Source organism: Moraxella sp. K1664 (assembly GCF_039693965.1).
Taxonomy (GTDB): domain Bacteria; phylum Pseudomonadota; class Gammaproteobacteria; order Pseudomonadales; family Moraxellaceae; genus Moraxella.
This window is the reverse complement of record NZ_CP155576.1, coordinates 1,108,053-1,132,397: the sequence shown is the minus strand read 5'-3', so window position 1 is coordinate 1,132,397 and position 24,345 is coordinate 1,108,053. Positions and strand designations below refer to the sequence as shown.

Genomic DNA, 24,345 nt, shown 5'->3' with positions numbered 1-24,345 from the left:
TTCCTTTAAAATCCCCCTTTTTCTCTACCCGTTTAAAAATGCTCACACACCCCATTACCACCACGCACACCCCAAGCCAGCTTGTAGCACTCATCGCCACGCACCGCCCCAATTGGCAGGTGTGTTTTTTGCACAACGCTCATCGCCCCGTCATTGGCATTTGTCCTGCTGTTTCGTGGGCTGCCGTCTTTGTAAATGACTTATCCATTCACAAAAAAACTCGCCAAAACGACAACCGCACCTACACCGCCACCTACACCGATTGGCAAAACGAGCTTATCGCCTACTGCCAAGCCCACACCCCAAGCCCCACACATCAAGGCGACTATACACATGGCTTAATGGGCTTTATCGGTTATGACCTATCGGCTCATGAATTGAATCCCAACATCGCTATCAAACCCAACCAGCCTTGTGCTTATTTTGGGCATTATGACATTTATATTAAGCCGTGTGAATATGGATTTGACTTGATTGGCATCAATGCTGATAAAGATATTTTTGATGAAATAAAAAATAATTTAACTGAGTTATTAAATAAACAATTACCAAAACCAACACCTGCCCAATTTATCTTATCATGGAAAAAAGAAGATTATCAAAACGCCTTTAACCAAACCCAAGAATATATCAAGGCAGGCGATACTTATCAAATTAACCTTACCCAAAAATGGCAAGCAAATTTGGATAATTTAGCCAGCTATTTGCCCCATTTGCAAGACAAAATCAACGCCCCATTTGCAGGGTTTTTAAAATTAGGTGAATTTGAAATTTTATCGGTATCGCCTGAATTGTTTTTTGAATTTTATAAAATAGAAAATAATATTCATATCATCACCAAACCCATAAAAGGCACACGCCCACGCCATGATAACGCTGATATAGACAATGAATTAAAAAATGAACTTGCAAACAGCGAAAAAGACATTAGCGAAAATTTAATGATTGTGGATTTACTGAGAAATGATTTGGGTAAATACGCCCATATCGGCACGGTAAATACGCCCAAACGCTTTGCCATTGAAAGTTTTAAAAACGTACATCACATGGTTAGCACCATTACCGCCCAATTAAAGGACGTGCATAGCCTAGAAGTCTTATTTGGCAGTTTGCCCGCAGGGTCAATCACAGGCACACCAAAAAAACGGGCGTGCGAGATTATCCATGAATTAGAAATATCCCCCCGTGGGGCATATTGTGGAACCATGGGCTATATGAATTTTGACGGTACGGGCAATTGGAATGTACTCATTCGCACGTTGCAAAAATGGCAAAAGACAGAATTATGGGCAGGGGGCGGTGTTACGATAAAATCGGATAGAGAGAGTGAATATCAAGAATGTTTGGATAAAGTGGGGAATATATTGCAGATGATACACTCTACAAAATGAAAAAGTGCTACGGTTTCCGTTCGTGGTGAGCCTGTCGAACCATGACGGAAACCGACCCTTCGACAAGCTCAGATACCATGATACCCCACCTAAGTCAATGGTTTTTTAAGTATCTGGTATCTAGTATCTTACAAACTAACTTAAAGATACTTGTTGCTCAAAGGATGTTTGGGTTTTGATAACACCAAAACAGATATGTACCAATTTACGCATACAAGCACATAAGGCTTGCATTTTGGTTTTACCGTTTTGTTGTAATCGTTCATAAAATGCCTTAATGGTGCTATTATAACGAATGGCACTCATTGCAGACATATACAGCTTAGCACGCAAAGAGACTTGCCCTTGTTTGGACAGTTTGATTGCTCCCTTAAAGACACCTGACTGTCTTTGTTTGGGTATTAAGCCTAAAAACGAAGCCATCTGTGAGGCTTTTTTAAATTGTTTGGTATGCATTAAACACACCACTTCTTTGGCAATAACAGAACCAATGCCGTCAATGGTTTCAAGTAAGGTTTTGTCTTGCTTTAAACTTGGGTGTTTGTCAACAAAGTCATCAATGTCTTTGGTGAGTTTGGCAATTTCCTCTTGAAGGACATTGATGACTGTTTGCATGGATGCTTTAACCAAATCGGGCAGATTGGGTGATAAGAGCAACTCTTGTCGGTTTTGCTCTCGTTGCAAATCTTCTTTGAGTGCTTCTAAGCGAGCCAATAGAGCTTTTAGCTGTTTGGCTTCAATGCTAGGTGCTACCCAAACCTCAGGCTTGTGGCTATAACCATACCTTGATAAAATAATGCTGTCTTTTTTATCAGTTTTATGGATTACCCCCAAACTGTCTGCAAATTTGCGGACATAGTTAGGATTGACAATGCTTTGCTTGATATTATTATCATCAAGAAACTCACTTAGGTGTTCATGATAAACCCCTGTTGCTTCTAGGATGATGTGTAGCTCATCAAGATGATTGCTGACATTGGTTTTTAACCAAGCAAGCAGTAAATCAAAGCCTGCTTTGTTGTTGTTAAAAACCTTGGTTTTTACTTTATTTGTGCTTGGGTTTATAAATGCAACATCAAACTTTGCTTTGCTGATGTCTATGCCAATATAGTGTATCATCTGTCTCTTGCCTTGTTTATGCAGTGTCTGTTTTAATAAACGCACTTAGATACCATTCAGAGTTAAGATGACAAGCAAAGGACACCATCTGAGCACCAGTGTTAAGACACTAAGGGCGAACCCGTGTTCTCTTTGCTTGTATAACCCAACAACATTCTAGCAGATAATCTAGGTTTGGTGTTGGGTTGATACAAGGGCGAACGGTTTCCGTAGTAAAATTCAATTTTGTTAGCTGTACATGGCGAATGCGAATAAATGTACACACTCCTATCGCCATGTTCCCAAATATGCTATACTTATGCCAAATTGGAAAATAACAAGCCCATCCTTTCATTTTATAATACCACTTATTCCAAAACGACATAAGAGCCTTTTCATGTTTCACTTTACCGACCAAACCGCCTTTTTAGACAACATCGCCACACTCGCCGACACGCACATCGCCCCCAAAGTCATCGACATTGACAAGGGTTATTACCCCCTTGCTGAGATGGCAGAATTGGGCAAGGCAGGACTGTTCGCCCCGCACCTAAACGCCCACGGCAACCGTTTTGATTTGGCAATCCTTGCTAATGCCAACGTAGGGCGAGTGTGTGGCACGACCGCCTTTTTGACATGGTGTCATCAAGTGATGGGGCTGTATATTGACCAATCGGACAACAGCCTGTTAAAGGGCGAATTTTTGGACAACCATGCCCTTGCCAACACCTTTGGCGGTACAGCACTGTCCAACCCGATGAAGACATGGGCGAACATCGAGAGCATGAAATTTGTCGCCAAAAAGGACGGCAACGGCTACAAAGTCAGCGGCATCCTGCCGTGGATTAGCCACATCAAAGACGGTCAATACTGCGGTGCCGTGGCACAGATAGACGGCACGGACGATGAAGTTTTTTTCCTTTTACAGTTTGACAAGGCACGCCAAAGCTCATGGCAACTGCACCCTTGCCCTGCGTTTAGTGGCATGGAAGGGTCTAGCACGCTACGCATTGAGCTGACCGACTACCCCATCAGCACCGATGACATCATCGCCTTGCCCTGCAAAGATTTTATCGCCCGTATTCGCTCGGCGTTTGTGCTCATGCAACTTGGTATCGGGGCAGGGATTATCATGGGAGCCATTGATGACATCAAAGAAGGCACGGCAGTCTCTAACGCCTTTTTAGAAGACCAAGCAGGCAGTCTGACCTTGGAGCTTGATAACCTGGTCGCCAAAACCCTAAGCCTTGGCAAAGACCCCTTTAACAGCGACAAAGAGTTTTTCTTGGACGTGCTAAACGTGCGTGAACAAGGGGCAATGCTCACCCTAAAAGCCACCCAATCTGCCATGCTTCATCAAGGGGCAAAAGGTTATCTGATGACCGCCCACCCCCAACGCCGTCTGCGTGAAGCTCAGTTTGTGGCGATTGTCACGCCTGCCATCAAGCATTTGCGTTATCTGTCTCATCAGCTGATGGATGAACCCAAAGTTCGTCCGATTGAATATTTCATTTAAATTTATATAAAAAGGTAATCATGACAACTTCCCCCACCGATGGTCGTGGTGCATGGCGTAAATTCATCTGCCTTGCCTGTGGCTATATCTATGATGAAGAATTAGGCGACCCCGAAGATGGCTTGCCTGCTGGCACTCGCTTTGAAGACATTCCCGATGATTGGCAATGTCCACTATGTGGCGTACGCAAGAGCGACTTTGAGCCTTATGAAGAGACAAGCCATGTCGCTCCTGCTGTCGTCTTTGACCGCACCGAGCGTGGCGTGGTCATCGTTGGGGCAGGTCTTGCAGGTTGGGCGATGGTAGACGCTTTGCGTGCTTTGGACAAGGATTTGCTCATCACACTCATCAGTGCCGATGACGCCGACCGCTATCACAAGCCCATGCTGTCGGTCGCCCTATCCCAAGGCAAAGGACGAGCCGAACTGGTGCGTGCCACGGGCAGTCAGTCCGCCCTTGACAACAACGTACGTCTGCTTGCCAACACCTACGTCACCAACATTGACACTCACACCCAGAGTCTGCATACCACCCGTGGTACGGTGTATTATGACAAACTCATCCTTGCCATCGGTGCCAGCCCTGCCTATCCGCCCACCATCGCCAAAGAGATGGCATGGCACGTCAATCATTTGGAACGGTTTGACGAACTCAAATCCCGCCTAACCACCCCCAAGCACGTCGCTATCATCGGGGCAGGCATGATTGGCACCGAGCTGAGCGAAGATTTGATAAAGGCAGGTCACAAGGTCAGTCTCATTGACGTACATCCCAGACCCTTATCCGCCCTACTGCCTGCCGTGGCGGGCGAGCGGATTTTAAATGCCATCGAAGCCCTTGGGGTAAATTGGCTTGGTCATAGCATGGTCAAAGGTGTAAATGCCACCGCACACGGCTATGAGATTGACTTATTTGACTGCGACAGCGAGACGGTCAGCCCCTTACTGGTCGATGAAATCATCGTCGCCACAGGACTTCACGTTCACGAACGCCTGCCCTTGCGTGCCAATCTGACCTTTAACAAACACACAGGCATCGCCGTCAATCCCCAAACCCTACAAACGAGTGTGCCTGACATCTATGCCCTAGGCGACTGTATCAGCATTGATGGCGTGCCTTGTCGCTATGTCGCCCCCCACCGCTCACAGGCGAGTGTCATTGCAGGGCAAATCATCCAACAAGACGGGCAAGCCACCATCTACAAACACACCCCACCGATGATTCGCCTAAAAAATAAATGCATCAGCGTCACCGCCAACGGTCTGCCCAAAGGCGTGGGCGACTGGCATGTGCTTAGCGATGATGAAAACGGGCTTATGTTAGAGATGAGAGAGCATGGCAATGTCGTGGCAACAGCAACGATAAAAGCAGTATAGCAAGCAAAAATAAAAATGCAAAAATAAAAAATTGGGGCGATGTGAACCGACCCCCAAATCTTAGACATAAGATTAAAGGTTAGGTTGTTGCAAGTGGTTGTATTAACCCTAATTGGACTAAGTTTCTGTACTTAACAGGACTTAGTCCTTTTAATTTGCTCTTTATTCTATCATGATTGTAGTAGTGTATGTACTCATCAATCACTTGTTTAAGTTCATCTGTTGATGTAAATGTGGTTGTCTCATAAAATATCTCTTGTTTTAGCGTACCAAAGAAGCTCTCTATCACAGCATTATCCAAACAATTGCCTTTTCTTGACATGCTTTGGGTTAAGCCTTGTTCTTTTAGGGTTTGTTGATACTGGTGCATTTGATAGTGCCAGCCTTGGTCTGAATGAATGATGGGTTTGTCATCCATCTTTTCTTGGCTTAGCTTGGATAGGGCATCATTTAACATCTCTTTGACCAACTCATACGTTGGTCTGTCCTTCATCGTATAACTGACAATCTCACCATTAAACAAGTCGATGATGGGCGATAGGTAGAGTTTTCTTTGAATGACACTGCCATCATTTGCCTTGTCTTGTACTTTAAACTCTGTGATGTCTGTTGCCCACTTTTGATTGGGTTTGTCTGCTTTAAAGTCTCTTTTGAGTATATTGTCCTGAATGGTATCTTTGCCCATTGTGCCTTTGTAAGTATTAAACTTACGTTGACGACGAACCAATGCTTTGAGTCCAAGTTTAGCCATCAGTCGTTGCACTCGTTTATGATTAATGACCATGCCTTTTTGGGCAAGCTGATTGTTAAGCTCTGATGTGATTCTACGATAACCATACCTGCCCTTGTGTTGGTGGTAGATGTGGTTAATGTGTTCTTTTAAGTCAAGGTCTTTGTCAGGCTTTGTACTTTGACGAATGTGGTAATAAAACACACTTCTTGGCAAGTTTGACACTGCCAATAAGTCAGCAAGTTTGTGCTTATGCCTTAATTCTTGGATGATCAGGACTTGTTCTTTGTTTGTACTGATTGTTCCTTTTGACGAATTAAGGCATCTAGCTTTTTTAGATAGTCATTCTCTGCTCTAAGATAGGCAAGTTCATCAAGCAAATCATCCACACTTTTTTCGTGGTCTTGTTTGGTTTTCCAAGTTGATTTGGTTTTATTAGCGTTGTGTTTGTTTGACATTGCTTTTTTGCCTTTGGGTTTGGGTATTAGTCCCATTATACCAAAGGCTTGGTAGGACTTTAACCAAGTTGACAGTAAAGAAGGTTGTGGCAGATTAAGCTCTATGGCAAGTTGTGTAAGCGATTTGCCCTGTTGTATGGCTTGAACGGCATTAAGCTTAAAATCTGTGTCATAGACAGCCTTTGTGTGTCGTCTTTTTATGCCATCAATGCCATGTGCTTGATAGAGTTTAACCCATAGCTCTACGGTTGTGTGGTTTAGATTAAAGTGTTTGGCGGTTTGTTTGTAGCCATGATGATTAAGATAATACCCAATCACAGACAGTTTAAAGTCGGTTGTGTATTTTGCCATAAAAAGCACCCCAAAGGTTAGTGTGTCTAACTTTTGGGGTGCGGTTCAATGATTTGCCCCTTTTTTATTAGGGCGTGTTGAACTTTGGTATTTGCAATGAAAAATGAGAAAAATCGCCCGTTTTTTAAGGAAAAAACGTAGGCTGATAGTTATTCTATCAGACAAGTTTTCGCCTTCGAGCCACAAGATTTAGCCATTTTTCATGCAAAAATTGATTGAAATTGTCAAATTTTCATCTTATTTTATAAGAATGTTATCAATGTTCAACACGCCCTTTGGTGGTGCATTTTCAAGTTAAACGATTATAATTGAGTTTACGATACTTTGAACGACAAAAAACAACCGTAAATTGCTTTACGGCTGTTCATGTCATGGAGTGCTAAACTGAGAATACTAGGATTAGAATGCTAGGTGAGCACCTACGCCCCACATGTTGGCATCAGAGTTTAGGTAGTTATAACCTGCTTCGATACCGAAGTTAGCGGTTGGTTGGAAACCTAGACCTACGCCACCAGCGATTGACGTTTTGTCTGTTTCGCTAGAATATAGGTTGCTGTTGGTTGTTTTGTTTTCAACTTCTGTTTTAGACAGACCCAATTTACCTTTGGCATAGACTGGTGAGTTGTTGAAGTGGTAACGATAAGTACCATACGCACCATAAGTCTTCGCTTTTAGTTCGTACTCATTGCCATTATGGTTATATTTTTCGCTATCAGCACCTTGGTATTCTAGCTCAACACCGACGTTTTGGTCGAAGTTATAACCACCATATACGCCATAAGCAGTCAAGTCACCTTTATGACCACGAGCGTTATCAACGTCAAATTGACCTACTTTTACGCCCACATAAGGCTGACCCACACTATTTGCACCGTAGCTTACAGCAGCAGTGGCACTCATTGCCAATAGTGATGACGCACCAAGAGCTAGTAGGGCTTTGTTTAATGTTTTCATGGTTTCTCTCCAATTATGGTGCAAGCACCGAGTTTGTTTATTATGTCGCCATCTGACGAATTCATCATCAGTGCCGATGTGTGTATAGTAACAAAATATTTCTAAAAAACTGTGCGTATTTGTGGTGTTAAATGTAAAGTTTTGCAAAATTTACCCCCACCCCCTTTTACATTGGATGTCTTTTGCAATATTTTGTTACTTTTATCACAATCCATGCTCAAATATTGCGTTATTTTGCCAAAATTATCCCAAAACTCAGCTTATTTATCCCATTTCACAGCCAAAAATCCCAAAATACCGCCATTTTTTAAAATTTTTTGATAAATTTTAAAAAAATTGCCCAGCCTTTTGACAAAGCACGCCATTAAAACAGTCAAATTTGGGCAAAATCGGCAAGTTTTACATAAATTGTTACAATTTACGCCCATTTTCGCCAGTTTTTTGGTCAATGTTACAGGGCGTGCCTGCCTTTGGTATTTGCAATGAAAAACAGGAAAAATCGCACGTTTTTCAAGGAAAGTTCGCAGTTGATATTGAAATATCGACAAGGATTTTGACTTCGAGCCACAATCCGACCACTTAAATTTAAAAAATTAAGTAAAAACCTTAAAAATTTACACGATTTAAGTGGTCAGATAGCCATTTTTCCTGCAAAAATGAATTGAAATCATCAAATTTTTACCATATCTTATGAGAATGCTATCAACGGTAGGCACGCCCTGATTTTTTAATAAAATTTAGGGTAAATTTTTTGGTAAATTTTAAAAAATAGGCAAATTTATGACAAAATCACTCATCATTTTTGATTTGGATGGCACGCTCATTGACAGTGTGCCTGATTTGGCGGACGGCGTGGATAAAATGCTTGCTCATTTTGACAAGCCCCCTGCTGGCACCGACAACGTGCGAACATGGGTGGGCAACGGCTCCACCAAACTCGTAGAACGGGCATTGGTATGGGCGGGTTTATCACTTGATAATTTGCACCACGCCCATGAGCTGTTTTTGACAGAATATACCACTTGTCAAGGTAAGACAGTAGAGTATGACGGGGTAACAGACGGGCTAAATCGCCTTATCAAACAAGGCTTGACGCTTGCCCTGTGTACCAATAAGCCCGCCCAATTTTTGCCCGACATTTTGGCAAACATGGGCTGGACGGACAAATTCGCCTGCATCATCGGGGGCGACAGTTTGCCCACTAAAAAGCCTGACCCTGCTCCGCTTTTGCATATTTGCACCACGCTTGGCGTGGATAAATCGCAAGCGGTCATGGTGGGCGACTCCAAAAATGACATCACAGCAGGGCAAAATGCAGGGATAACCACGCTCGCCCTAACCTATGGTTATAACTATGGCGAGCCGATTGCGGACAGTCGCCCTGATGGGGTGTTTGATAATTTTGGCGATTTGGTTGCTTTTCTTTTATGACCTAAAAAACACACCCCAAAGACCTTGCTTTGGGGTGTGCTGCGGTTTATTTATCAGACATCTATCAAGCGTTTAGCCTGCCACCACAGGGATTTTACCGATTTTGGCTTGCCAAATTTTTGGGGCGGTGGCGTGTACCGATACACCATTGCTATCTACCGCCACCGTTACGGGCATGTCCTTGACTTCAAATTCATAAATCGCTTCCATGCCAAGCTCAGGGAAAGCAACCACTTTGGCGTTTTTGATGGCTTTTGAGACCAAATATGCCGAACCGCCCACCGCCATGAGATAGACTGCTTTGTTGTCGGCAATGGCTTCACAGGCGATTTTACCACGCTCGGATTTACCAATCATACCCAAAAGACCAGTTTGTTCTAGCATTTGACGGGTAAATTTATCCATACGAGTGGCAGTTGTCGGCCCTGCCGGCCCCACCACTTCATCACGCACAGGGTCCACAGGCCCAACGTAGTAGATGAGCTTGCCCGACAAGTCCACAGGCAAGGTTTCGCCATTATTTAGCATGTCAGTCATGCGTTTGTGAGCGGCATCTCGCCCTGTGTAGATTTTGCCGTTAAGCAGTAGCACATCGCCTGTTTGCCATGTCGCCACTTCTTCTTTGGTTAGGGTGTCCACATTGACACGCTTGCCGCTATCAGGGCTATAAGTAATGTCAGGATACACGTCCATGCTTGGTGGTTCTAGGTTTACCGCCCCTGTACCGTCAAGCTCAAATTCCACATGGCGAGTGGCAGCACAGTTAGGAATCATCGCCACAGGCTTAGACGCTGCGTGCGTTGGGTAGTCTAGGATTTTGACATCAAGCACGGCAGTAAGACCACCCAAGCCCTGAGCCCCAATGCCAAGTGCGTTTACCTTTTCAAAGAGTTCAAGGCGTAGGCTCTCTGTGGTAGATAGCTCTGCTCCGCTTTCGGCTTTGGCTTTTAGCTCATGAATGTCAATGTGGCTCATAAGACTTTCTTTGGCCAAAAGGGTTGCTTTTTCTGGCGTGCCACCAATACCAATACCCAAAATACCCGGGGGACACCAGCCTGCACCCATTTCAGGAATGCTCTTTAACACCCAGTCCACAATGCTGTCAGACGGATTTAGCATGGCAAGTTTGGATTTGTTCTCGCTACCACCCCCTTTGGCAGCACAGGTAACTTCCACCTTGTCGCCTGCCACGATTTCCATGTGAATGACGGCAGGGGTGTTGTCTTTGGTGTTCACTCGTTTGCCCGCAGGGTCGGCAAGTACAGACGCTCGCAGGGTATTATCAGGGTGATTGTAGGCACGGCGAACGCCTTCGTTTACCATATCCGCCACGCTCATATCAGACTCCCAAGTTACGTTCATGCCAACTTTTAGGAACACGGTCGCAATCCCTGTATCTTGGCAAATCGGGCGTTTGCCCTCGGCACACATACGGCTATTTACCAAAATTTGGGTCATGGCATCACGAGCAGCAGGGTTTTCTTCACGCTCTAAGGCTTCGGCTAGGGCTTGGATATAGTCGGTGGGGTGATAGTAGCTGATGTATTGAAATGCATCTGCAATGGACTGGATAAAGTCGTCTTTTTTGATGACAGTCATGTGAGTTCCTTGTGATTGGCTGGCTGTGGCGTGCCTAACTTTAATAACACTTTTGCATTTTTAAACACGTCAGAGATACAACTCTGTTTTTGCATAAAAAATGGCTAAATCTTGTTTTTCATCGTCAAAAGCTCGTTTGATAGAACGACTATCAAACTTCACTTTTTCCTTGAAAAACGTGCGATTTTTCTCATTTTTCATTGCAAATATATAAAGTCAGGCACGCCCCAAAGCTGGCTAGATTTTGCTAAAAAGCGGTGTTATTGTAGCATAGATTATCACTGCTTTAAAATGTTTTTCCCAATTACCGCACAGAGCAATCATACCACACCCCACCAAACAACAACTGTTCAAGATAAGACCCATTTTACAAAGTTCTCATTCTTATATTTAATAGAAAGTTTGACATGACCACTTACTAAAATTAAATTTAATACAGCACAAATTAACAAGACGCACTCACCATTGGTAACATTTTTCTAGACATGATAAAAATTTGATGATTCAATCAATTTTTGCATGGAAAATAGCAAAGGCAGACTCGTCCTAGTTTTAAAGTTTTCAACTATAATTTGACATCAATCGTCTTTTTATTTATCAAAAACACCAACAAACCAAAATCCATGCAATAAAAAAACCAAACCTTAAAAAGGTTTGGTTTTCGTAGAAATAGTGACTATTATGGACGGTCAACCAATTCCACATAAGCCATTGGTGCATTATCGCCATCACGATAACCGCATTTGATGATACGCAAATAACCACCTGGGCGAGTCTTGTAACGTGGTCCTAGCTCATTAAAAAGCTTACCAACGGTTGCCTTGTTACGAGTACGATTAAAAGCAAGACGGCGATTAGCAACGCTGTCTTCTTTTGCCAAAGTGATGAGTGGCTCTGCTACACGACGTAGCTCTTTTGCTTTTACCAACGTGGTTTTGATTAGCTCATGTTCAATCAATGAATTGGTCATGTTTTGGAACATAGCCTTACGATGGCTGCTGGTGCGACCCAGCTTGACTCCGCTATTACGATGTCGCATGGTCAGTATCCTTTAAAATTAACGGCTACGGTAAGAAAAACGGTCATCAACTCGCAAATCGCTTGGTGGCCAGGTCTCTAAACGCATGCCCAACTCCAAACCTTTTGACGCAAGTACGTCTTTGATTTCGGTTAATGATTTCTTACCTAAATTTGGTGTTTTTAGAAGTTCAGTCTCAGAACGTTGCACCAAATCACCGATGTAGTAAATGTTTTCAGCTTTCAAGCAGTTTGCTGAACGAACCGTTAGTTCAAGGTCGTCCACTGGGCGTAATAGCACAGGGTCAATCTCTTCTTTTTCTTTAACTGGCTCAGGGGCTTCCTCGGCTTCTAGATCAACGAATATTGCAATTTGTTGTTGCAAAATCGTAGCAGCCTTACGAATCGCCTCTTCAGGGTCAATCGTACCATTAGTTTCAAGCTCAATGATAAGCTTGTCAAGGTCAGTACGTTGCTCAACACGAGCATTCTCAACATCATAAGCCACACGCAATATAGGGCTAAAACTTGCATCAAGTTTCAAACGTCCAATCGCTTTAGAATTGGCATCTTCACGACGTTGATTGGCAGGCTCATAGCCACGACCTGTCACCACACGCAGACGCATTTTTAAATGTCCACGTTCACTTAACGTACCAAGCACCAATTCAGGATTGGCGATCTCAACATTATGTGGCAGTTCAAGGTCAGCAGCAGTTACAATGCCTGCACCCTTTTTATCCAATGTTAAATAAGCTTCGTTTTGGTCATGTAAAATGATTGCCAAGCCTTTTAGGTTCAAAAGCAAATCTAATACATCTTCTTGCAAACCTTCTAGTGTTGAATATTCATGATCAACGCCTTCAATTTCAGCTTCAATCACGGCAGCACCAGACAACGAAGATAAAAGAATGCGACGAAGAGCATTACCTAGTGTATGCCCAAAGCCACGTTCTAACGGCTCGAGCGTGACCTTAGCAGTCGTTTCATTAACCGTATCTACATTAATTGCAGACGGTGTTAGAAACTCAGTTACATTTGTCATAAGTCACCTCGATTAGTTCGGATTATTTAGAATATAGTTCTACAATCAAGCTTTCGTTAATTTCAGCAGGTAGGTCACTGCGATCTGGAGCAGTTTTAAACATACCTTGTAGTTTGCTGTGGTCAACTTCTAGCCATTCTGGAATGCCGCGTTGAGTCGCAAGCTCTACTGCGTTTTTGATACGAAGTTGTTCTTTTGACTTCTCATGTACAGCAATCACATCACCGTCTTGAACTTGGATTGAAGGAATGTTCACACGAACAAACTCATCACGACCTGCTTTTTTTAGCAGGATTGCACGGTGGCTCACCAACTGACGTGCTTCTGCACGAGTAGCACCAAAGCCCATACGATAAACAACGTTATCCAAACGGCGTTCTAGCATGCCAAGTAGGTTTTCACCAGTAGCGCCACGCATACGAGCAGCTTCTTTATAGTAGTTTGAGAATTGACGCTCAAGCACACCATACATACGTTTTACTTTTTGCTTCTCACGAAGTTGTAGAGCGTATTCAGAGGCTTTATTTTGGCTATTGCCATGCTGACCAGGTACACGACCTGATTTTTTTGTCTTAACGTCGTAAGCTTTTACACCTGATTTTAGTTGCAGGTCAGTACCTTCACGGCGAGACAATTTTAATTTTGGACCAATATAACGGGCCATGAGTTATCTCCTTAAACGCGGCGTTTCTTAGGCGGGCGGCAGCCGTTGTGTGGAATCGGGGTTACATCGCTAATGCTGTTAATTTTATAACCCAATGCACCTAATGCACGAACCGCAGACTCACGACCTGGTCCTGGACCTTTAACCAAGACATCAACGTTTTTAACACCATAGGTTTCTTGTGCTGTTTTACCAGCAACTTCAGCAGCAACCTGTGCGGCAAAAGGCGTTGATTTACGTGAACCACGGAAGCCTTGTCCACCTGAGGTGGCCCAAGCCAATGCATTACCTTGACGATCGGTAATGGTTACAATGGTGTTATTAAAAGACGCATGGATATGGGCGATACCTTCAGATACCGAACGACGTGCCACTTTTTTGCGGCTACGAGTGTCTTTTGCCATCTTTTAGCTTCCTAAATTAGTTACTTTTTAATTGCTTTGCGAGGACCTTTACGGGTACGCGCGTTAGTTTTAGTGCGTTGACCACGAACTGGAAGACCACGGCGGTGACGAAGACCACGGTAGCAACCCAAATCGACCAAACGCTTGATGCTCATTGAAATTTCGCGACGAAGGTCACCTTCAGTAGCGTAATTTGCAACTTCTGCACGAACAGCATCCAGTTGTGAATCATCTAACTGACCAATCTTGGTAGTCTCGCTAATACCTACAGTTGCTAAGATTTTCTTAGCGGTAGTGCGACCAATACCAAAAATGTAAGTTAGCGAAATCACAGCGTGTTTGTTGTCCGGAATGTTTACACCGGCAATACGAGCCATTGATTTCTCTCCGTTAGCACAAATGCTAGGCATTTGCTGTTTTACTCTACTGCTATCCTAGATAACAGCATGGCAAGTAGCGGATAATACAATATCCGCTACAAAATTGCAAGTATTAATTTGTAAAATTAACCTTGACGTTGCTTATGACGTGGCTCTGAACTGCAAATAACCAATACTTTACCTTTACGGCGTACGATTTTGCAACTGCCACAGATTTTTTTAACAGACGCTTGAACTTTCATGTCTACTCCTAATGTCATTTAGACTGGATTAAAGTTTGATCATGGTATTGATGGGTCATCAGATGTGCTTGCACCTGTGCGATGAAGTCCATAAGTACAACCACCATAATCAATAAAGATGCACCACCCAACTGAAAAGGCACGCCAAATGACGTTTGAATCACCATTGGCATTAGGCAAATGATTGCCATATACATCGCACCAATAAACGTTAGGCGATTTAGGACAAAATCCAAATATCGTTTCGTTTGCTGTCCTGGGCGTATGCCAGGAATATAAGCACCACTACGCTTTAAATTCTCTGCCACCTCACCTGGATTAAACATCAATGCTGTATAAAAATAACAGAAAAAGATGATTAGCACGCCAAACAGTAATAGATACAAAGGACTGCCTGGCTGCAAGATGAGTGAGATGTTCTGCATGATATTTTGCAGTGTGGTTGGATTCGCCGAAGAACCTGACCATTGCCCCAAACTTGCAGGCAGCATCAGCAATGAGCTGGCGAAAATTGCTGGAATCACCCCTGCCATATTGAGCTTTAATGGCAAATGTGATTGTTGCTGAGCATAAACTTTACGCCCTTCTTGCTGTTTTTGGGCGTAATTAACAGGCACACGACGTTGGGCACGTTCAATATAAACAATACCAGCCGTCACTGCTAAGCCGAGCAAAGCAAAGATAAGGACAACCATTAAGTTCATGTCCTGACTAAATGCACCTGCAATCATGCCAGGGGCACTTGATATGATACTGGCAAAAATAAGCATGGATATGCCGTTGCCAATGCCACGCTCAGTAATCTGCTCACCAAGCCACATCAAGAACATCGCTCCTGCAACCAATGAAGTTACCGCAGGAATCATAAAAGTCAAGCCAGAACTCAATGTCAAGCCACCAGCAACAAGACCTGCTAACATACCGACCGCTTGCACAAATGCCAAAGCCAGTGTACCTTGTCTGGTGTATTTATTCAAAATACGCCGACCTGATTCGCCTTCTTTTTTTAGGGCATCAAGCGAAGGTATCACCGCCGACATCATCTGCACCACAATGGATGCTGAGATATAAGGCATGATACCCAATGCCATGATGGACATGCGCTCCAAAGCACCACCTGAGAACATGTTAAACATGCCCAAAAAGGTGTTTTGACTGCCATCAAAAAATTGAGCAAGACGAATGGGATTCATGCCTGGCACAGGAATGTGCGAACCCAAACGATAGACAACCAACGCCCCAAGCAAAAATAACATGCGATGCCACAGCTCATCGTACTTACGAATAAAAGCCAATGGATTTAATGGAATGCCTGATTTAGGCGTTGATTTAGACATGGATTACTCCTCGACGCTACCGCCAGCGGCAACGATGGCTTCTTTTGCACCTTTAGTAACTTTTACGCCTTTAAAGGTTAAAGCACGGCTAATCTCGCCTGATAGGATAATACGAGCACGCTTCATGTCACCACGGATAATGTTGGCAGCTTTTAGCGTTTCAAGTGTTACCTCATTGCCTTCAATTTTGTTAAGCTCTGACAAACGCACTTCGGCAGTTGTCAAGGCTAACTGACTGGTAAAACCAAATTTTGGCAAACGGCGATAGATAGGCATTTGACCGCCTTCAAAGCCTGCTGGAATGCTTGAGCCTGAACGTGAAGTTTGACCCTTGATACCACGACCACCAGTCTTACCTAGACCTGAGCCAATACCACGACCACGACGTTGGGCAGTCTTTTTTGCACCCACTGCTGGGGCAAGTTCATTTAAACGAAGACCCATTACGCTTCCTCCACTTTAACCATGTAATGTACACGATTTACCATACCACGAGTAGATGGTGTATCTTCTACTTCTACGGTATGACCGATGCGACGTAGTCCCAAACCTTTTAGGCAGGCTTTATGGCTTGCCAAACGGTGTGAGCTAGACTTAGTTTGAGTAATTTTCATTGTTTTCATAACACTCACCTACTCTTAGCCCAAAATTTCTTCAACAGATTTGCCACGTTTAGCAGCAACTTGCTCTGGTGAAACCATGTCACGCAGACCTTTAAAGGTTGCATAGACCACGTTGGCAGCATTGGTAGAACCATAGCATTTTGCCAATACGTCTTGAACGCCAGCAACTTCTAGCACAGCACGCATTGCACCACCAGCAATAACGCCAGTACCTTCTGATGCAGGTTGCATGTATACTTTTGATGCGCCGTGACGAGCATTAATAGGGTGTTGTAGTGTTGTACCAGCAAGCTCAACAGTAATCATGTTACGCTTAGCAGCTTCTAGTGCTTTTTGGATGGCGGCAGGCACTTCACGAGCCTTACCACGACCAAAACCAACACGACCATTACCATCACCAACCACTGTCAATGCAGTGAAAGAGAAGATACGACCACCTTTTACAACTTTTGCCACACGGTCAACGGCAACCAATTTTTCTACCAAACCGTCAGTTTGTTCAACTTTTGCCATGATTAGAACTCCAATCCGTTTTCACGAGCAGCGTCAGCTAATGCTTTAACACGGCCATGATATTTAAAACCACTACGGTCAAATGCAACCTTAGTGATGCCCGCAGCTTTTGCACGCTCTGCAATCAGTGCACCCACAGCTTTTGCTGCTTCAACATTACCAGTCGCACCTGAGCGAAGGGTTGAGTCAAGGGTTGATGCCTGAGCCAAAACCACACCACCTGTTGGGGCGATGATTTGGGCATAGATGTGACGTGGCGTGCGAGTAACGGTCAAACGGTTAGCACCTAATTGACGGATATGGGCACGGGTTTTTTTTGCTCGGCGAAGACGAGCTGATTTTTTATCCAACATGTTTGCTCACCTTACTTATTTTTTCTTAGCTTCTTTACGAAGAACCACTTCATCGCTATAACGAACACCTTTACCTTTATAAGGCTCTGGCGGACGGAAGCTACGAATCTTAGCTGCTGCTTGACCCAATTTTTGCTTGTCGTTTGATTTTAGAACGATTTCGGTTTGGCTTGGGCTTTCGGCAGTCACACCTTCAGGAAGATTGTAAGCAATCGGGTGAGAGAAACCTAAGTTAAGGTTTACTACGTTACCAGCAACTTGGGCACGGTAACCAACACCGATAAGTTGCAAACGACGTTCAAAACCTTCACTCACACCTTGAACCATGTTGTTCAACAATGCACGCACAGTACCTGTGTGCATCCACGCTTCTTTGGTGTCTTTGACAGGAGCAAGAGTAACCACGTTATCTTCTTGCTTTAGCTCGACCAAATCATGTAGGCGTAAAGACAAAGAACCATTCTTGCCTTTAACTTCAACCTGCTGACCGTTCAAAGTAACGCTGGTACCCGCAGGTAGCGTTACTGGGGCTTTAGCCACACGAGACATAGGAATTTCCTTTAATGATAAAAACAACCATCAATAATTGATGGCAACGAATAATAACCAACTCTCACCATCCAAGATAATTTAAATTGGTTAAAAAAGCAGGGTATTATAACACAAAAAATCCTTAGAGTAAACTAAGGATTTTTATTTTTTATCACTTTAAATAAAATAACAAGTAAAGTGATTAGGCAACCAAAGCGATAACTTCACCGCCAATGCCAGCTGCACGTGCTGCACGGTCGCTCATGATGCCTTTACTGGTAGAAATGATGGCAACACCCAAGCCTTTTTGAACGCTTGGTAGTTCATCTTTACCACGATATTGGCGTAGACCGGGACGGCTATAACGCTTAAGTTCAGCGATAACACCTTTGCCTTGGTAGTATTTTAGTTCAATGTTTAGAACTTTTTTGTTGTTTTCGCCGTCAACAACTTCAGCAGAAGTTAGATAGCCTTCAGCAACCAATAAATCAGCAATTGATTTACGTAGCTTAGAAGCAGGCATTTCTACACTTGGCTTATTTCTTGATTGTGCGTTGCGAATGCGGGTTAGCATATCAGCAACTGGATCTTGCATACTCATTGCGATACTCCTTACCAGCTAGCTTTACGAACGCCAGGTACATCACCTTGCATTACACGCTCACGCAGTTTGTTGCGTGATAGACCAAATTTACGGAAATAGCCGTGTGGACGACCAGTCAAGCCACAGCGATTACGCAAACGAACTGGTGATGAATTACGTGGCAATGCTTGTAGAGCAAGCATTGCGTCTAAACGCTCTTCATCACTGGCATTCACATCGCTAATGACTGCTTTTAGCTGTGCACGCTTCTCGGCGTACTTAGCAACTGTTTTTTCGCGTTTTAATTCACGATTAATCATGCTTTTCTTAGCCATAACGTTTACCTTATCTAAATGGGAAACCGAATGCTTTTAGTAATGCACGACCTTGGTCGTCATTAGCAGCAGTCGTTGTGATGGTGATGTCAAGACCACGAATACGGTCAATCTTATCAAAATCAACTTCAGGGAAAACGATTTGTTCTTTGATACCTAGCGAGTAGTTACCACGACCATCGAATGCTTTTGCAGAAAAACCACGGAAGTCACGAATACGAGGAATCGCAATGGCAATTAAGCGGTCTAAGAATTCGTACATTTGGTCGCCACGAAGGGTAACTTTACAGCCAATTGGCCATTCTTCACGAATTTTAAAGCCTGCCACTGATTTGCGTGCTTTGGTAACAACTGGTTTTTGACCAGCGATGACAGTCATGTCTGCCAAGGCACCTTCAAGTAGTTTTTTATCTTGTGCTGCACCACCAACACCCATATTTAGAGTGATTTTGGTGATTTTTGGCACTTGCATGACATTTTCTAAGCCAAGCTCATCTTTGATTTGTTGCTTTAGCTTATCATTGTATAAAGATTTTAATCTTGCCATTACTATATACCCTTAGTATCTTATGCAGTCGCCACTACTTCACCAGTAGAACGATAGATACGGACTTTTTTGCCCTCTTCGTTTACTTGGTAAGCAACACGATCTGCTTTTTGGGTTGCTGCGTTATAAATCGCAACGTTTGAAATGTGTAGAAATGCTTCTTGCTTAACGATGCCACCTTCTTTACCTAGCATTTGGTTAGGTTTTTGGTGTTTGGTTACAATGTTAATGCCTTCAACTTTTACACGGTCTGCTTTAACCGCCAAAATTGTGCCTTGCTTGCCTTTATCTTTGCCAGCAATCACAACCACGGTATCGCCTTTGCGTAACTTTGCCATAGGATAGCCTCTAAAAGTTTACAGTACTTCTGGTGCTAGTGAAACAATTTTCATGAATTGCTCACCACGTAGTTCACGAGTAACAGGTCCAAAAATACGAGTTGCGATAGGGGCTTTGTTATTGTTTAGAATAACTGCCGCATTATCATCAAAACGTAATACAGAACCATCTGGACGACGTACGCCTTTTTTGGTACGTACAACGACCGCATTCATCACGTCGCCTTTTTTAACACGACCACGAGGAATGGCTTCTTTTACTGTTACCTTAATAATATCGCCAACTGATGCATAACGACGATGCGAGCCACCCAGCACTTTAATGCACTGTACACGTCTTGCACCACTGTTATCTGCAACTTCCAGCATTGTTTCAGTCTGAATCATCGCATTACTCCATAAATAATAATACAATAAAAGCCACTCGCTCCAATTTATGCTATTTTGCACAAATTTGGTAGATGAACGCCAATAAAGACGTTCATTATACTAGCAAATGACTTTTAATGCAAATAACTTTAAATTTTTACCGCAGTTTCAACCACGTCCACCAAAGTCCAAGTTTTGGTCTTTGAGATAGGACGTGTTTCTTTGATACGAACGATATCACCTTCTTGACAAACGTTGTTCTCATCATGAGCTTTTAGCTTGGTAGAACGACGAACTTGCTTGCCATACATTGGGTGACGAATTTGGCGTTCAACAAGGACAGTGATAGACTTGTCCATTTTGTTGCTGATAACTTTACCAGTTACAACACCAACTTCTTGAGTTTTATTCTCGCTCATGCCTCACCTCTTTGTTTTTCGTTAAGCAAAGTCAAGATTTTTGCAATCGTGCGACGATTTGCTTTAACTTCGTGAGTATTACCTAGCTGACCGGTTGCCTTTGCCATACGTAGGCGAAATGCGTCAAGTTGCTTTTCGTCAAGCAATGTAGCCAGCTCTTCTACTGATTTTTCACGTAATTCGCTTGTTTTCATTACATTACCGTCCGTTTAACAATGGTGGTTTTGAAAGGAAGCTTAGCGGAAGCCAATGTTAGGGCTTCACGCGCAAGCTCTTCGCTCACACCTTGGATTTCGTATAGCATTTTGCCTGGCTTGATTTCGGCTACCCAGTACTCAACTGGACCTTTACCTTTACCCATACGAACTTCCAATGGTTTTTCGGTAATCGGCTTGTCTGGGAATACACGAATCCAAATTTTACCGCCACGCTTGATGCGACGAGTAATGGTACGACGAGCTGCTTCAATTTGACGAGCAGTCATGCGACCACGACCGATAGATTTTAGACCAATCTCACCAAATGCAACAGTGTTACCACGTTGGGCAAGGCCTGTGTTACGACCTTTGTGCATTTTGCGGAATTTGGTACGTTTTGGTTGTAACATGGCTTACCCCTTGTCTGAATTACGACGGTTGCTGGTACGACCACGGCGTTTTGGTGCGCGAGTCTTCTCTTCTGCAACTGGATTGTAAACGCTGTTCATGCCGTCTAGAATTTCACCACGGAAAATCCAAACTTTCACACCGATAGTACCGTAAGTGGTCTCTGCACGAACTTCTGCATAATCAATGTCAGCACGCAATGTGTGTAGTGGTACACGACCTTCGCGATACCACTCAGTACGAGCAATCTCAGCACCGCCTAGACGACCTGACAGCTCAACTTTGATACCGCCAGCACCAGCACGCATGCTGTTTTGCACGGCACGTTTCATCGCACGACGGAACATCACACGACCTTCAAGCTGTCTGGCAATACCAACAGCAACCAAACGCGCGTCTAGGTCAGGCTGAGTAATCTCTTGGATATTTACCTGAGCAGGAACGCCCATAAGCTTGGTTAGGTCTTTTTGAAGTGCTTCAATGTCAGCACCTTGTTTACCAATAATCACACCAGGACGTGCTGAGTGAATGGTAATCTTAGCGGCACCCGTAGGACGCTCGATGCTGATGTTGCTTACCATGGCTTCTTTTAGCTTATTGCGTAGAAAATCACGCACTTTGAAGTCATTTAGCAAGTATTCTGAATATTGTTTTGGGCTGGCATACCAGTTAGCGTTGTGCTTTTTGATAACGCCCAAACGAATACCAATTGGATGTACTTTTTGACCCATGATTATGCTCCTACTTTAACAGTGATGTGGCAAGTGCGTTTGCTGATACGGTCAGCACGACCCTTGGCACGGGGCATAATACGCTTCAAAGTAATACCTTCATCCACATAAATGGTAGAAACACGCAGTGTGTCAATGTCTAGACCATTGTTGTGTTCAGCGTTTGCAATTGCTGATTGTAGGCATTTTTTAACAAGTTTAGCACCTTTTTTGTTGCTAAATGTCAAAATGTCTAAAGCACGCTCGATTGATTTACCACGAACTTCGTCCGCAACCAATCTTACTTTTTGTGCCGAAATAGCGGCACCACGTAATTTTGCAGTTACTTCCATGGTACACCTTATCTCTTAGATTTCTTGTCAACGCCATGACCACGATATGAACGGGTTGGGGCGAATTCACCAAGTTTATGACCAACCATTTGCTCACTCACGATAACAGGTACATGGGTACGACCGTTGTGAACAGAAATGGTCAAACCGACCATTTGTGGTAGAATCATGGAACGACGAGACCAAGTTTTGATTGGCTTACGGCTGTTTGTTTCTAGGGCGTTTTCCACCTTAGCAAACAGATGTGCGTCAATAAACGGGCCTTTTTTTAACGAACGAGGCATAAAACTCTTCCTTTATTTCTTGGCACGACGGCGACGGATAATCATACTGTCAGTACGCTTGTTAGAACGAGTCTTAAGACCCTTAGCTTTCTGACCCCAAGGACTGGTTGGGTGTTTACCAAAGTTACGTCCTTCACCACCACCGTGTGGGTGATCAATCGGGTTCATTGCCGTACCACGAACGGTAGGACGAACGCCACGCCAGCGCGCTGCACCTGCTTTACCAAGTGATTTTAGGTTATTTTCAGTGTTAGACACTTCACCAATAACCGCACGGCAATTTGCGTGAATACGACGGGTCTCACCCGAACGTAAACGAACAATCACATAAGCACCGTCACGACCAAGCAGTTGAACTGCTGCACCAGCAGAACGTGCAAGTTGTGCACCTTTGCCGATTTTTAGTTCGATGTTGTGAATAACGGTACCCACTGGGATATTTTTAAGTGGCAAGCAGTTACCTGGACGGATAGGAGAACCTTCGCCAGATTGAACCTGATCGCCTACTGCCAATTTTTTAGGTGCGATGATATAACGACGCTCACCGTCTGCATATTTTAGTAGAGCAATGTGTGCAGTACGGTTAGGGTCATATTCAATACGCTCAACAGTTGCAATGATGCCGTCTTTGTTGCGTTTGAAGTCAATTAGACGATAATGTTGCTTGTGACCACCACCGATATGACGGGTAGTGATACGACCGTTGTTATTACGACCACCAGTTTTTGCTTTTGATTCAACAAGCGGTGCATAAGGACGACCTTTATAAAGGTGTGGATGCACAACTTTTTCAACAAAGCGGCGACCTGGTGAGGTTGGTTTTGCTTTTACGATAGGCATGATTATAATCCTTATTCGTTAGTCGCTGTTTCGCCAGTGGCTTCTTCACCAGCACCGATTTGTACGTCTGAACCTGCTTTTAGTGTTACATACGCTTTTTTAACGTCAGAACGCTTGCCAACAACACGGCCAAAACGCTTGGTTTTACCTTTGGTATTTAGCGTGTTTACTTTGACAACTTCAACGCCTTCAAACATAAGCTCAACAGCTTGTTTGATTTCACGCTTGGTTGCACTGCTGTCCACTTTGAAAACTTGAACACCTAGGCTGTCACCCAAACGTTGAGATTTTTCAGAAAAAACAGGGGCTTTTAGTACTTGATATAGTCTTGCGTTACTCATGCTAGTGTCTCCTCAAATTGCTTGGCGGCTTCAACCGTCATGATAACTTTGTCGAAAGAAACCAAGCTAACTGGGTCAACTTCACGAGTACCTAGTACATTCACGTATGGAATGTTGCGAGCTGCCAAGTATAGATTTTCATCAACTTCGTGAGTAACAATCAATGCACGTGGGGCATTTAGCTCGGCAAGTTTAGCAACCAAACCTTTGGTTTTTGGGCTATCAACACTGATAGAGTCCACCAAAACCAAACGCTCTTGGCGTACAAGCTCTGCTAGGATGCATTGCATGGCACCACGATACATTTTGCGGTTTACTTTTTGAGACCAGTCTTGTGGTTTGGCAGCAAATGCACGACCACCACCTACCCAAATTGGTCCACGGATAGAACCCGCACGGGCACGACCAGTACCTTTTTGACGCCATGGTTTTTTACCGCCACCAGATACTTCGCCACGAGTTTTTTGTGCACGAGTACCTTGACGAGCACCAGCTAGGTAAGCAGTTACGACTTGGTGTACTAGGGCTTCATTGAACTCACGACCAAATGTCGTCTCTGATAGTTCAACCGCCGCACCTGTAACAGTTTTTAAATTCACGTTAATCCC

The 24,345-nt window shown here is 43.8% G+C and carries 35 protein-coding genes; 4 read left to right on the top strand and 31 right to left on the bottom strand.

All coding sequences use genetic code 11. From position 1 onward, the window contains the following. Positions 1-38 precede the first annotated feature (38 nt). Positions 39-1,391, top strand: a complete 1,353-nt coding sequence (locus tag AAHK14_RS05850; RefSeq protein WP_194109214.1) for an anthranilate synthase component I family protein — start codon at positions 39-41, stop codon at positions 1,389-1,391. Between the two features lie 135 nt (positions 1,392-1,526). Here the strand turns inward: AAHK14_RS05850 and AAHK14_RS05845 are convergent, their stop codons facing one another. Next, entirely contained in the window at positions 1,527-2,555 is a 1,029-nt protein-coding gene (locus AAHK14_RS05845; protein ID WP_346818238.1) for an IS110 family transposase, read from the bottom strand. Between the two features lie 331 nt (positions 2,556-2,886). Here AAHK14_RS05845 and AAHK14_RS05840 point away from each other — a divergent pair, with 331 nt between their 5' ends. Both AAHK14_RS05840 and AAHK14_RS05835 read left to right on the top strand, forming a co-directional pair. Next, on the top strand, positions 2,887-4,005 hold the full coding sequence (locus tag AAHK14_RS05840) for an acyl-CoA dehydrogenase family protein (RefSeq protein WP_065256898.1): 1,119 nt from the start codon (positions 2,887-2,889) through the stop codon (positions 4,003-4,005). A gap of 20 nt (positions 4,006-4,025) precedes the next feature. Then, positions 4,026-5,381, top strand: a complete 1,356-nt coding sequence (locus tag AAHK14_RS05835; RefSeq protein WP_065256899.1) for an FAD-dependent oxidoreductase — start codon at positions 4,026-4,028, stop codon at positions 5,379-5,381. Positions 5,382-5,460: 79 nt separating this feature from the next. Here AAHK14_RS05835 and AAHK14_RS05830 read toward each other — a convergent pair whose 3' ends face one another. The 3 genes from AAHK14_RS05830 to AAHK14_RS05820 form a co-directional block, all read right to left on the bottom strand. Continuing rightward, entirely contained in the window at positions 5,461-6,381 is a 921-nt protein-coding gene (locus AAHK14_RS05830) for an IS3 family transposase (protein WP_264753555.1), read from the bottom strand. A gap of 2 nt (positions 6,382-6,383) precedes the next feature. Continuing rightward, positions 6,384-6,920, bottom strand: coding sequence for a helix-turn-helix domain-containing protein (locus AAHK14_RS05825; RefSeq protein WP_065256690.1), 537 nt, complete (start codon positions 6,918-6,920; stop codon positions 6,384-6,386). Positions 6,921-7,319: 399 nt separating this feature from the next. Continuing rightward, the gene (locus tag AAHK14_RS05820; RefSeq protein WP_065255084.1) at positions 7,320-7,874 is read right to left on the bottom strand and encodes a porin family protein; all 555 of its coding nucleotides are present in this window, start codon (positions 7,872-7,874) and stop codon (positions 7,320-7,322) included. A 780-nt stretch (positions 7,875-8,654) separates the two neighbouring features. On the opposite strand from AAHK14_RS05820, the gene AAHK14_RS05815 reads away from it, so the two are divergent. After that, entirely contained in the window at positions 8,655-9,305 is a 651-nt protein-coding gene (locus tag AAHK14_RS05815; protein ID WP_065255085.1) for a phosphoglycolate phosphatase, read from the top strand. Between the two features lie 72 nt (positions 9,306-9,377). On the opposite strand, the gene AAHK14_RS05810 is transcribed toward AAHK14_RS05815, so the two are convergent. The 27 genes from AAHK14_RS05810 to rplD form a co-directional block, all read right to left on the bottom strand. After that, positions 9,378-10,904 (bottom strand): fumarate hydratase, encoded by a 1,527-nt coding sequence (locus AAHK14_RS05810; RefSeq protein WP_194092535.1) that lies wholly within the window; start codon positions 10,902-10,904, stop codon positions 9,378-9,380. Between the two features lie 679 nt (positions 10,905-11,583). Next, positions 11,584-11,943, bottom strand: coding sequence for a 50S ribosomal protein L17 (rplQ, locus tag AAHK14_RS05805; RefSeq protein WP_029102652.1), 360 nt, complete (start codon positions 11,941-11,943; stop codon positions 11,584-11,586). An 18-nt stretch (positions 11,944-11,961) separates the two neighbouring features. Then, entirely contained in the window at positions 11,962-12,966 is a 1,005-nt protein-coding gene (gene rpoA / locus AAHK14_RS05800; protein ID WP_065255087.1) for a DNA-directed RNA polymerase subunit alpha, read from the bottom strand. Between the two features lie 22 nt (positions 12,967-12,988). After that, on the bottom strand, positions 12,989-13,630 hold the full coding sequence (gene rpsD, locus AAHK14_RS05795; RefSeq protein ID WP_065255088.1) for a 30S ribosomal protein S4: 642 nt from the start codon (positions 13,628-13,630) through the stop codon (positions 12,989-12,991). An 11-nt stretch (positions 13,631-13,641) separates the two neighbouring features. Next, complete coding sequence (gene rpsK / locus AAHK14_RS05790) at positions 13,642-14,034, bottom strand: 30S ribosomal protein S11 (protein WP_003656963.1); 393 nt, start codon at positions 14,032-14,034, stop codon at positions 13,642-13,644. A gap of 20 nt (positions 14,035-14,054) precedes the next feature. Further along, positions 14,055-14,411: a 30S ribosomal protein S13 gene (rpsM, locus tag AAHK14_RS05785; RefSeq protein WP_065255123.1), complete on the bottom strand. Its 357-nt coding sequence runs from the start codon at positions 14,409-14,411 to the stop codon at positions 14,055-14,057. A 128-nt stretch (positions 14,412-14,539) separates the two neighbouring features. Next, complete coding sequence (gene rpmJ / locus AAHK14_RS05780) at positions 14,540-14,656, bottom strand: 50S ribosomal protein L36 (RefSeq protein ID WP_036364264.1); 117 nt, start codon at positions 14,654-14,656, stop codon at positions 14,540-14,542. A 14-nt stretch (positions 14,657-14,670) separates the two neighbouring features. Next, positions 14,671-15,993: a preprotein translocase subunit SecY gene (gene secY / locus AAHK14_RS05775; RefSeq protein WP_194092536.1), complete on the bottom strand. Its 1,323-nt coding sequence runs from the start codon at positions 15,991-15,993 to the stop codon at positions 14,671-14,673. Between the two features lie 3 nt (positions 15,994-15,996). After that, complete coding sequence (gene rplO / locus AAHK14_RS05770) at positions 15,997-16,437, bottom strand: 50S ribosomal protein L15 (protein ID WP_065255089.1); 441 nt, start codon at positions 16,435-16,437, stop codon at positions 15,997-15,999. Beyond that, positions 16,437-16,616 carry a 50S ribosomal protein L30 gene (rpmD, locus tag AAHK14_RS05765; protein ID WP_062498703.1) on the bottom strand — a complete coding sequence of 60 codons (180 nt, stop codon included), beginning with the start codon at positions 16,614-16,616 and terminating at the stop codon, positions 16,437-16,439. The genes rplO and rpmD overlap by 1 nt, the downstream gene beginning before the upstream one ends. A gap of 15 nt (positions 16,617-16,631) precedes the next feature. Further along, complete coding sequence (gene rpsE, locus AAHK14_RS05760; RefSeq protein ID WP_029102645.1) at positions 16,632-17,129, bottom strand: 30S ribosomal protein S5; 498 nt, start codon at positions 17,127-17,129, stop codon at positions 16,632-16,634. 2 nt (positions 17,130-17,131) lie between these two features. Next, positions 17,132-17,479 carry a 50S ribosomal protein L18 gene (gene rplR, locus AAHK14_RS05755; protein ID WP_029102644.1) on the bottom strand — a complete coding sequence of 116 codons (348 nt, stop codon included), beginning with the start codon at positions 17,477-17,479 and terminating at the stop codon, positions 17,132-17,134. Positions 17,480-17,497: 18 nt separating this feature from the next. Beyond that, positions 17,498-18,031 carry a 50S ribosomal protein L6 gene (gene rplF / locus AAHK14_RS05750; protein ID WP_065255090.1) on the bottom strand — a complete coding sequence of 178 codons (534 nt, stop codon included), beginning with the start codon at positions 18,029-18,031 and terminating at the stop codon, positions 17,498-17,500. 184 nt (positions 18,032-18,215) lie between these two features. Further along, positions 18,216-18,614, bottom strand: a complete 399-nt coding sequence (gene rpsH, locus AAHK14_RS05745) for a 30S ribosomal protein S8 (RefSeq protein ID WP_029102642.1) — start codon at positions 18,612-18,614, stop codon at positions 18,216-18,218. Positions 18,615-18,625: 11 nt separating this feature from the next. Next, complete coding sequence (rpsN, locus tag AAHK14_RS05740) at positions 18,626-18,931, bottom strand: 30S ribosomal protein S14 (RefSeq protein ID WP_029102641.1); 306 nt, start codon at positions 18,929-18,931, stop codon at positions 18,626-18,628. 10 nt (positions 18,932-18,941) lie between these two features. Next, the gene (gene rplE, locus AAHK14_RS05735; RefSeq protein WP_029102640.1) at positions 18,942-19,478 is read right to left on the bottom strand and encodes a 50S ribosomal protein L5; all 537 of its coding nucleotides are present in this window, start codon (positions 19,476-19,478) and stop codon (positions 18,942-18,944) included. 20 nt (positions 19,479-19,498) lie between these two features. Then, the gene (gene rplX / locus AAHK14_RS05730) at positions 19,499-19,816 is read right to left on the bottom strand and encodes a 50S ribosomal protein L24 (protein WP_029102639.1); all 318 of its coding nucleotides are present in this window, start codon (positions 19,814-19,816) and stop codon (positions 19,499-19,501) included. 18 nt (positions 19,817-19,834) lie between these two features. After that, a complete protein-coding gene (rplN, locus tag AAHK14_RS05725; protein ID WP_029102638.1) occupies positions 19,835-20,203 on the bottom strand; it encodes a 50S ribosomal protein L14 in 369 nt (122 codons plus the stop codon). Positions 20,204-20,334: 131 nt separating this feature from the next. Next, positions 20,335-20,604 carry a 30S ribosomal protein S17 gene (gene rpsQ, locus AAHK14_RS05720; protein ID WP_065255091.1) on the bottom strand — a complete coding sequence of 90 codons (270 nt, stop codon included), beginning with the start codon at positions 20,602-20,604 and terminating at the stop codon, positions 20,335-20,337. Next, on the bottom strand, positions 20,601-20,798 hold the full coding sequence (rpmC, locus tag AAHK14_RS05715) for a 50S ribosomal protein L29 (RefSeq protein ID WP_065255092.1): 198 nt from the start codon (positions 20,796-20,798) through the stop codon (positions 20,601-20,603). Before rpmC ends, rpsQ begins: the two co-directional genes overlap by 4 nt. After that, on the bottom strand, positions 20,798-21,211 hold the full coding sequence (gene rplP, locus AAHK14_RS05710; RefSeq protein WP_029102635.1) for a 50S ribosomal protein L16: 414 nt from the start codon (positions 21,209-21,211) through the stop codon (positions 20,798-20,800). Before rplP ends, rpmC begins: the two co-directional genes overlap by 1 nt. A gap of 3 nt (positions 21,212-21,214) precedes the next feature. Next, positions 21,215-21,940 (bottom strand): 30S ribosomal protein S3, encoded by a 726-nt coding sequence (gene rpsC / locus AAHK14_RS05705; protein ID WP_065255093.1) that lies wholly within the window; start codon positions 21,938-21,940, stop codon positions 21,215-21,217. A 2-nt stretch (positions 21,941-21,942) separates the two neighbouring features. Beyond that, positions 21,943-22,272 carry a 50S ribosomal protein L22 gene (gene rplV / locus AAHK14_RS05700; RefSeq protein WP_029102633.1) on the bottom strand — a complete coding sequence of 110 codons (330 nt, stop codon included), beginning with the start codon at positions 22,270-22,272 and terminating at the stop codon, positions 21,943-21,945. A gap of 8 nt (positions 22,273-22,280) precedes the next feature. Further along, positions 22,281-22,556: a 30S ribosomal protein S19 gene (gene rpsS / locus AAHK14_RS05695; RefSeq protein WP_062498708.1), complete on the bottom strand. Its 276-nt coding sequence runs from the start codon at positions 22,554-22,556 to the stop codon at positions 22,281-22,283. Positions 22,557-22,568: 12 nt separating this feature from the next. After that, a complete protein-coding gene (rplB, locus tag AAHK14_RS05690) occupies positions 22,569-23,396 on the bottom strand; it encodes a 50S ribosomal protein L2 (RefSeq protein WP_029102631.1) in 828 nt (275 codons plus the stop codon). 11 nt (positions 23,397-23,407) lie between these two features. Continuing rightward, positions 23,408-23,737, bottom strand: coding sequence for a 50S ribosomal protein L23 (gene rplW, locus AAHK14_RS05685; RefSeq protein WP_029102630.1), 330 nt, complete (start codon positions 23,735-23,737; stop codon positions 23,408-23,410). Further along, complete coding sequence (gene rplD, locus AAHK14_RS05680) at positions 23,734-24,336, bottom strand: 50S ribosomal protein L4 (protein ID WP_029102629.1); 603 nt, start codon at positions 24,334-24,336, stop codon at positions 23,734-23,736. The genes rplW and rplD overlap by 4 nt, the downstream gene beginning before the upstream one ends. Positions 24,337-24,345: the final 9 nt, after the last annotated feature.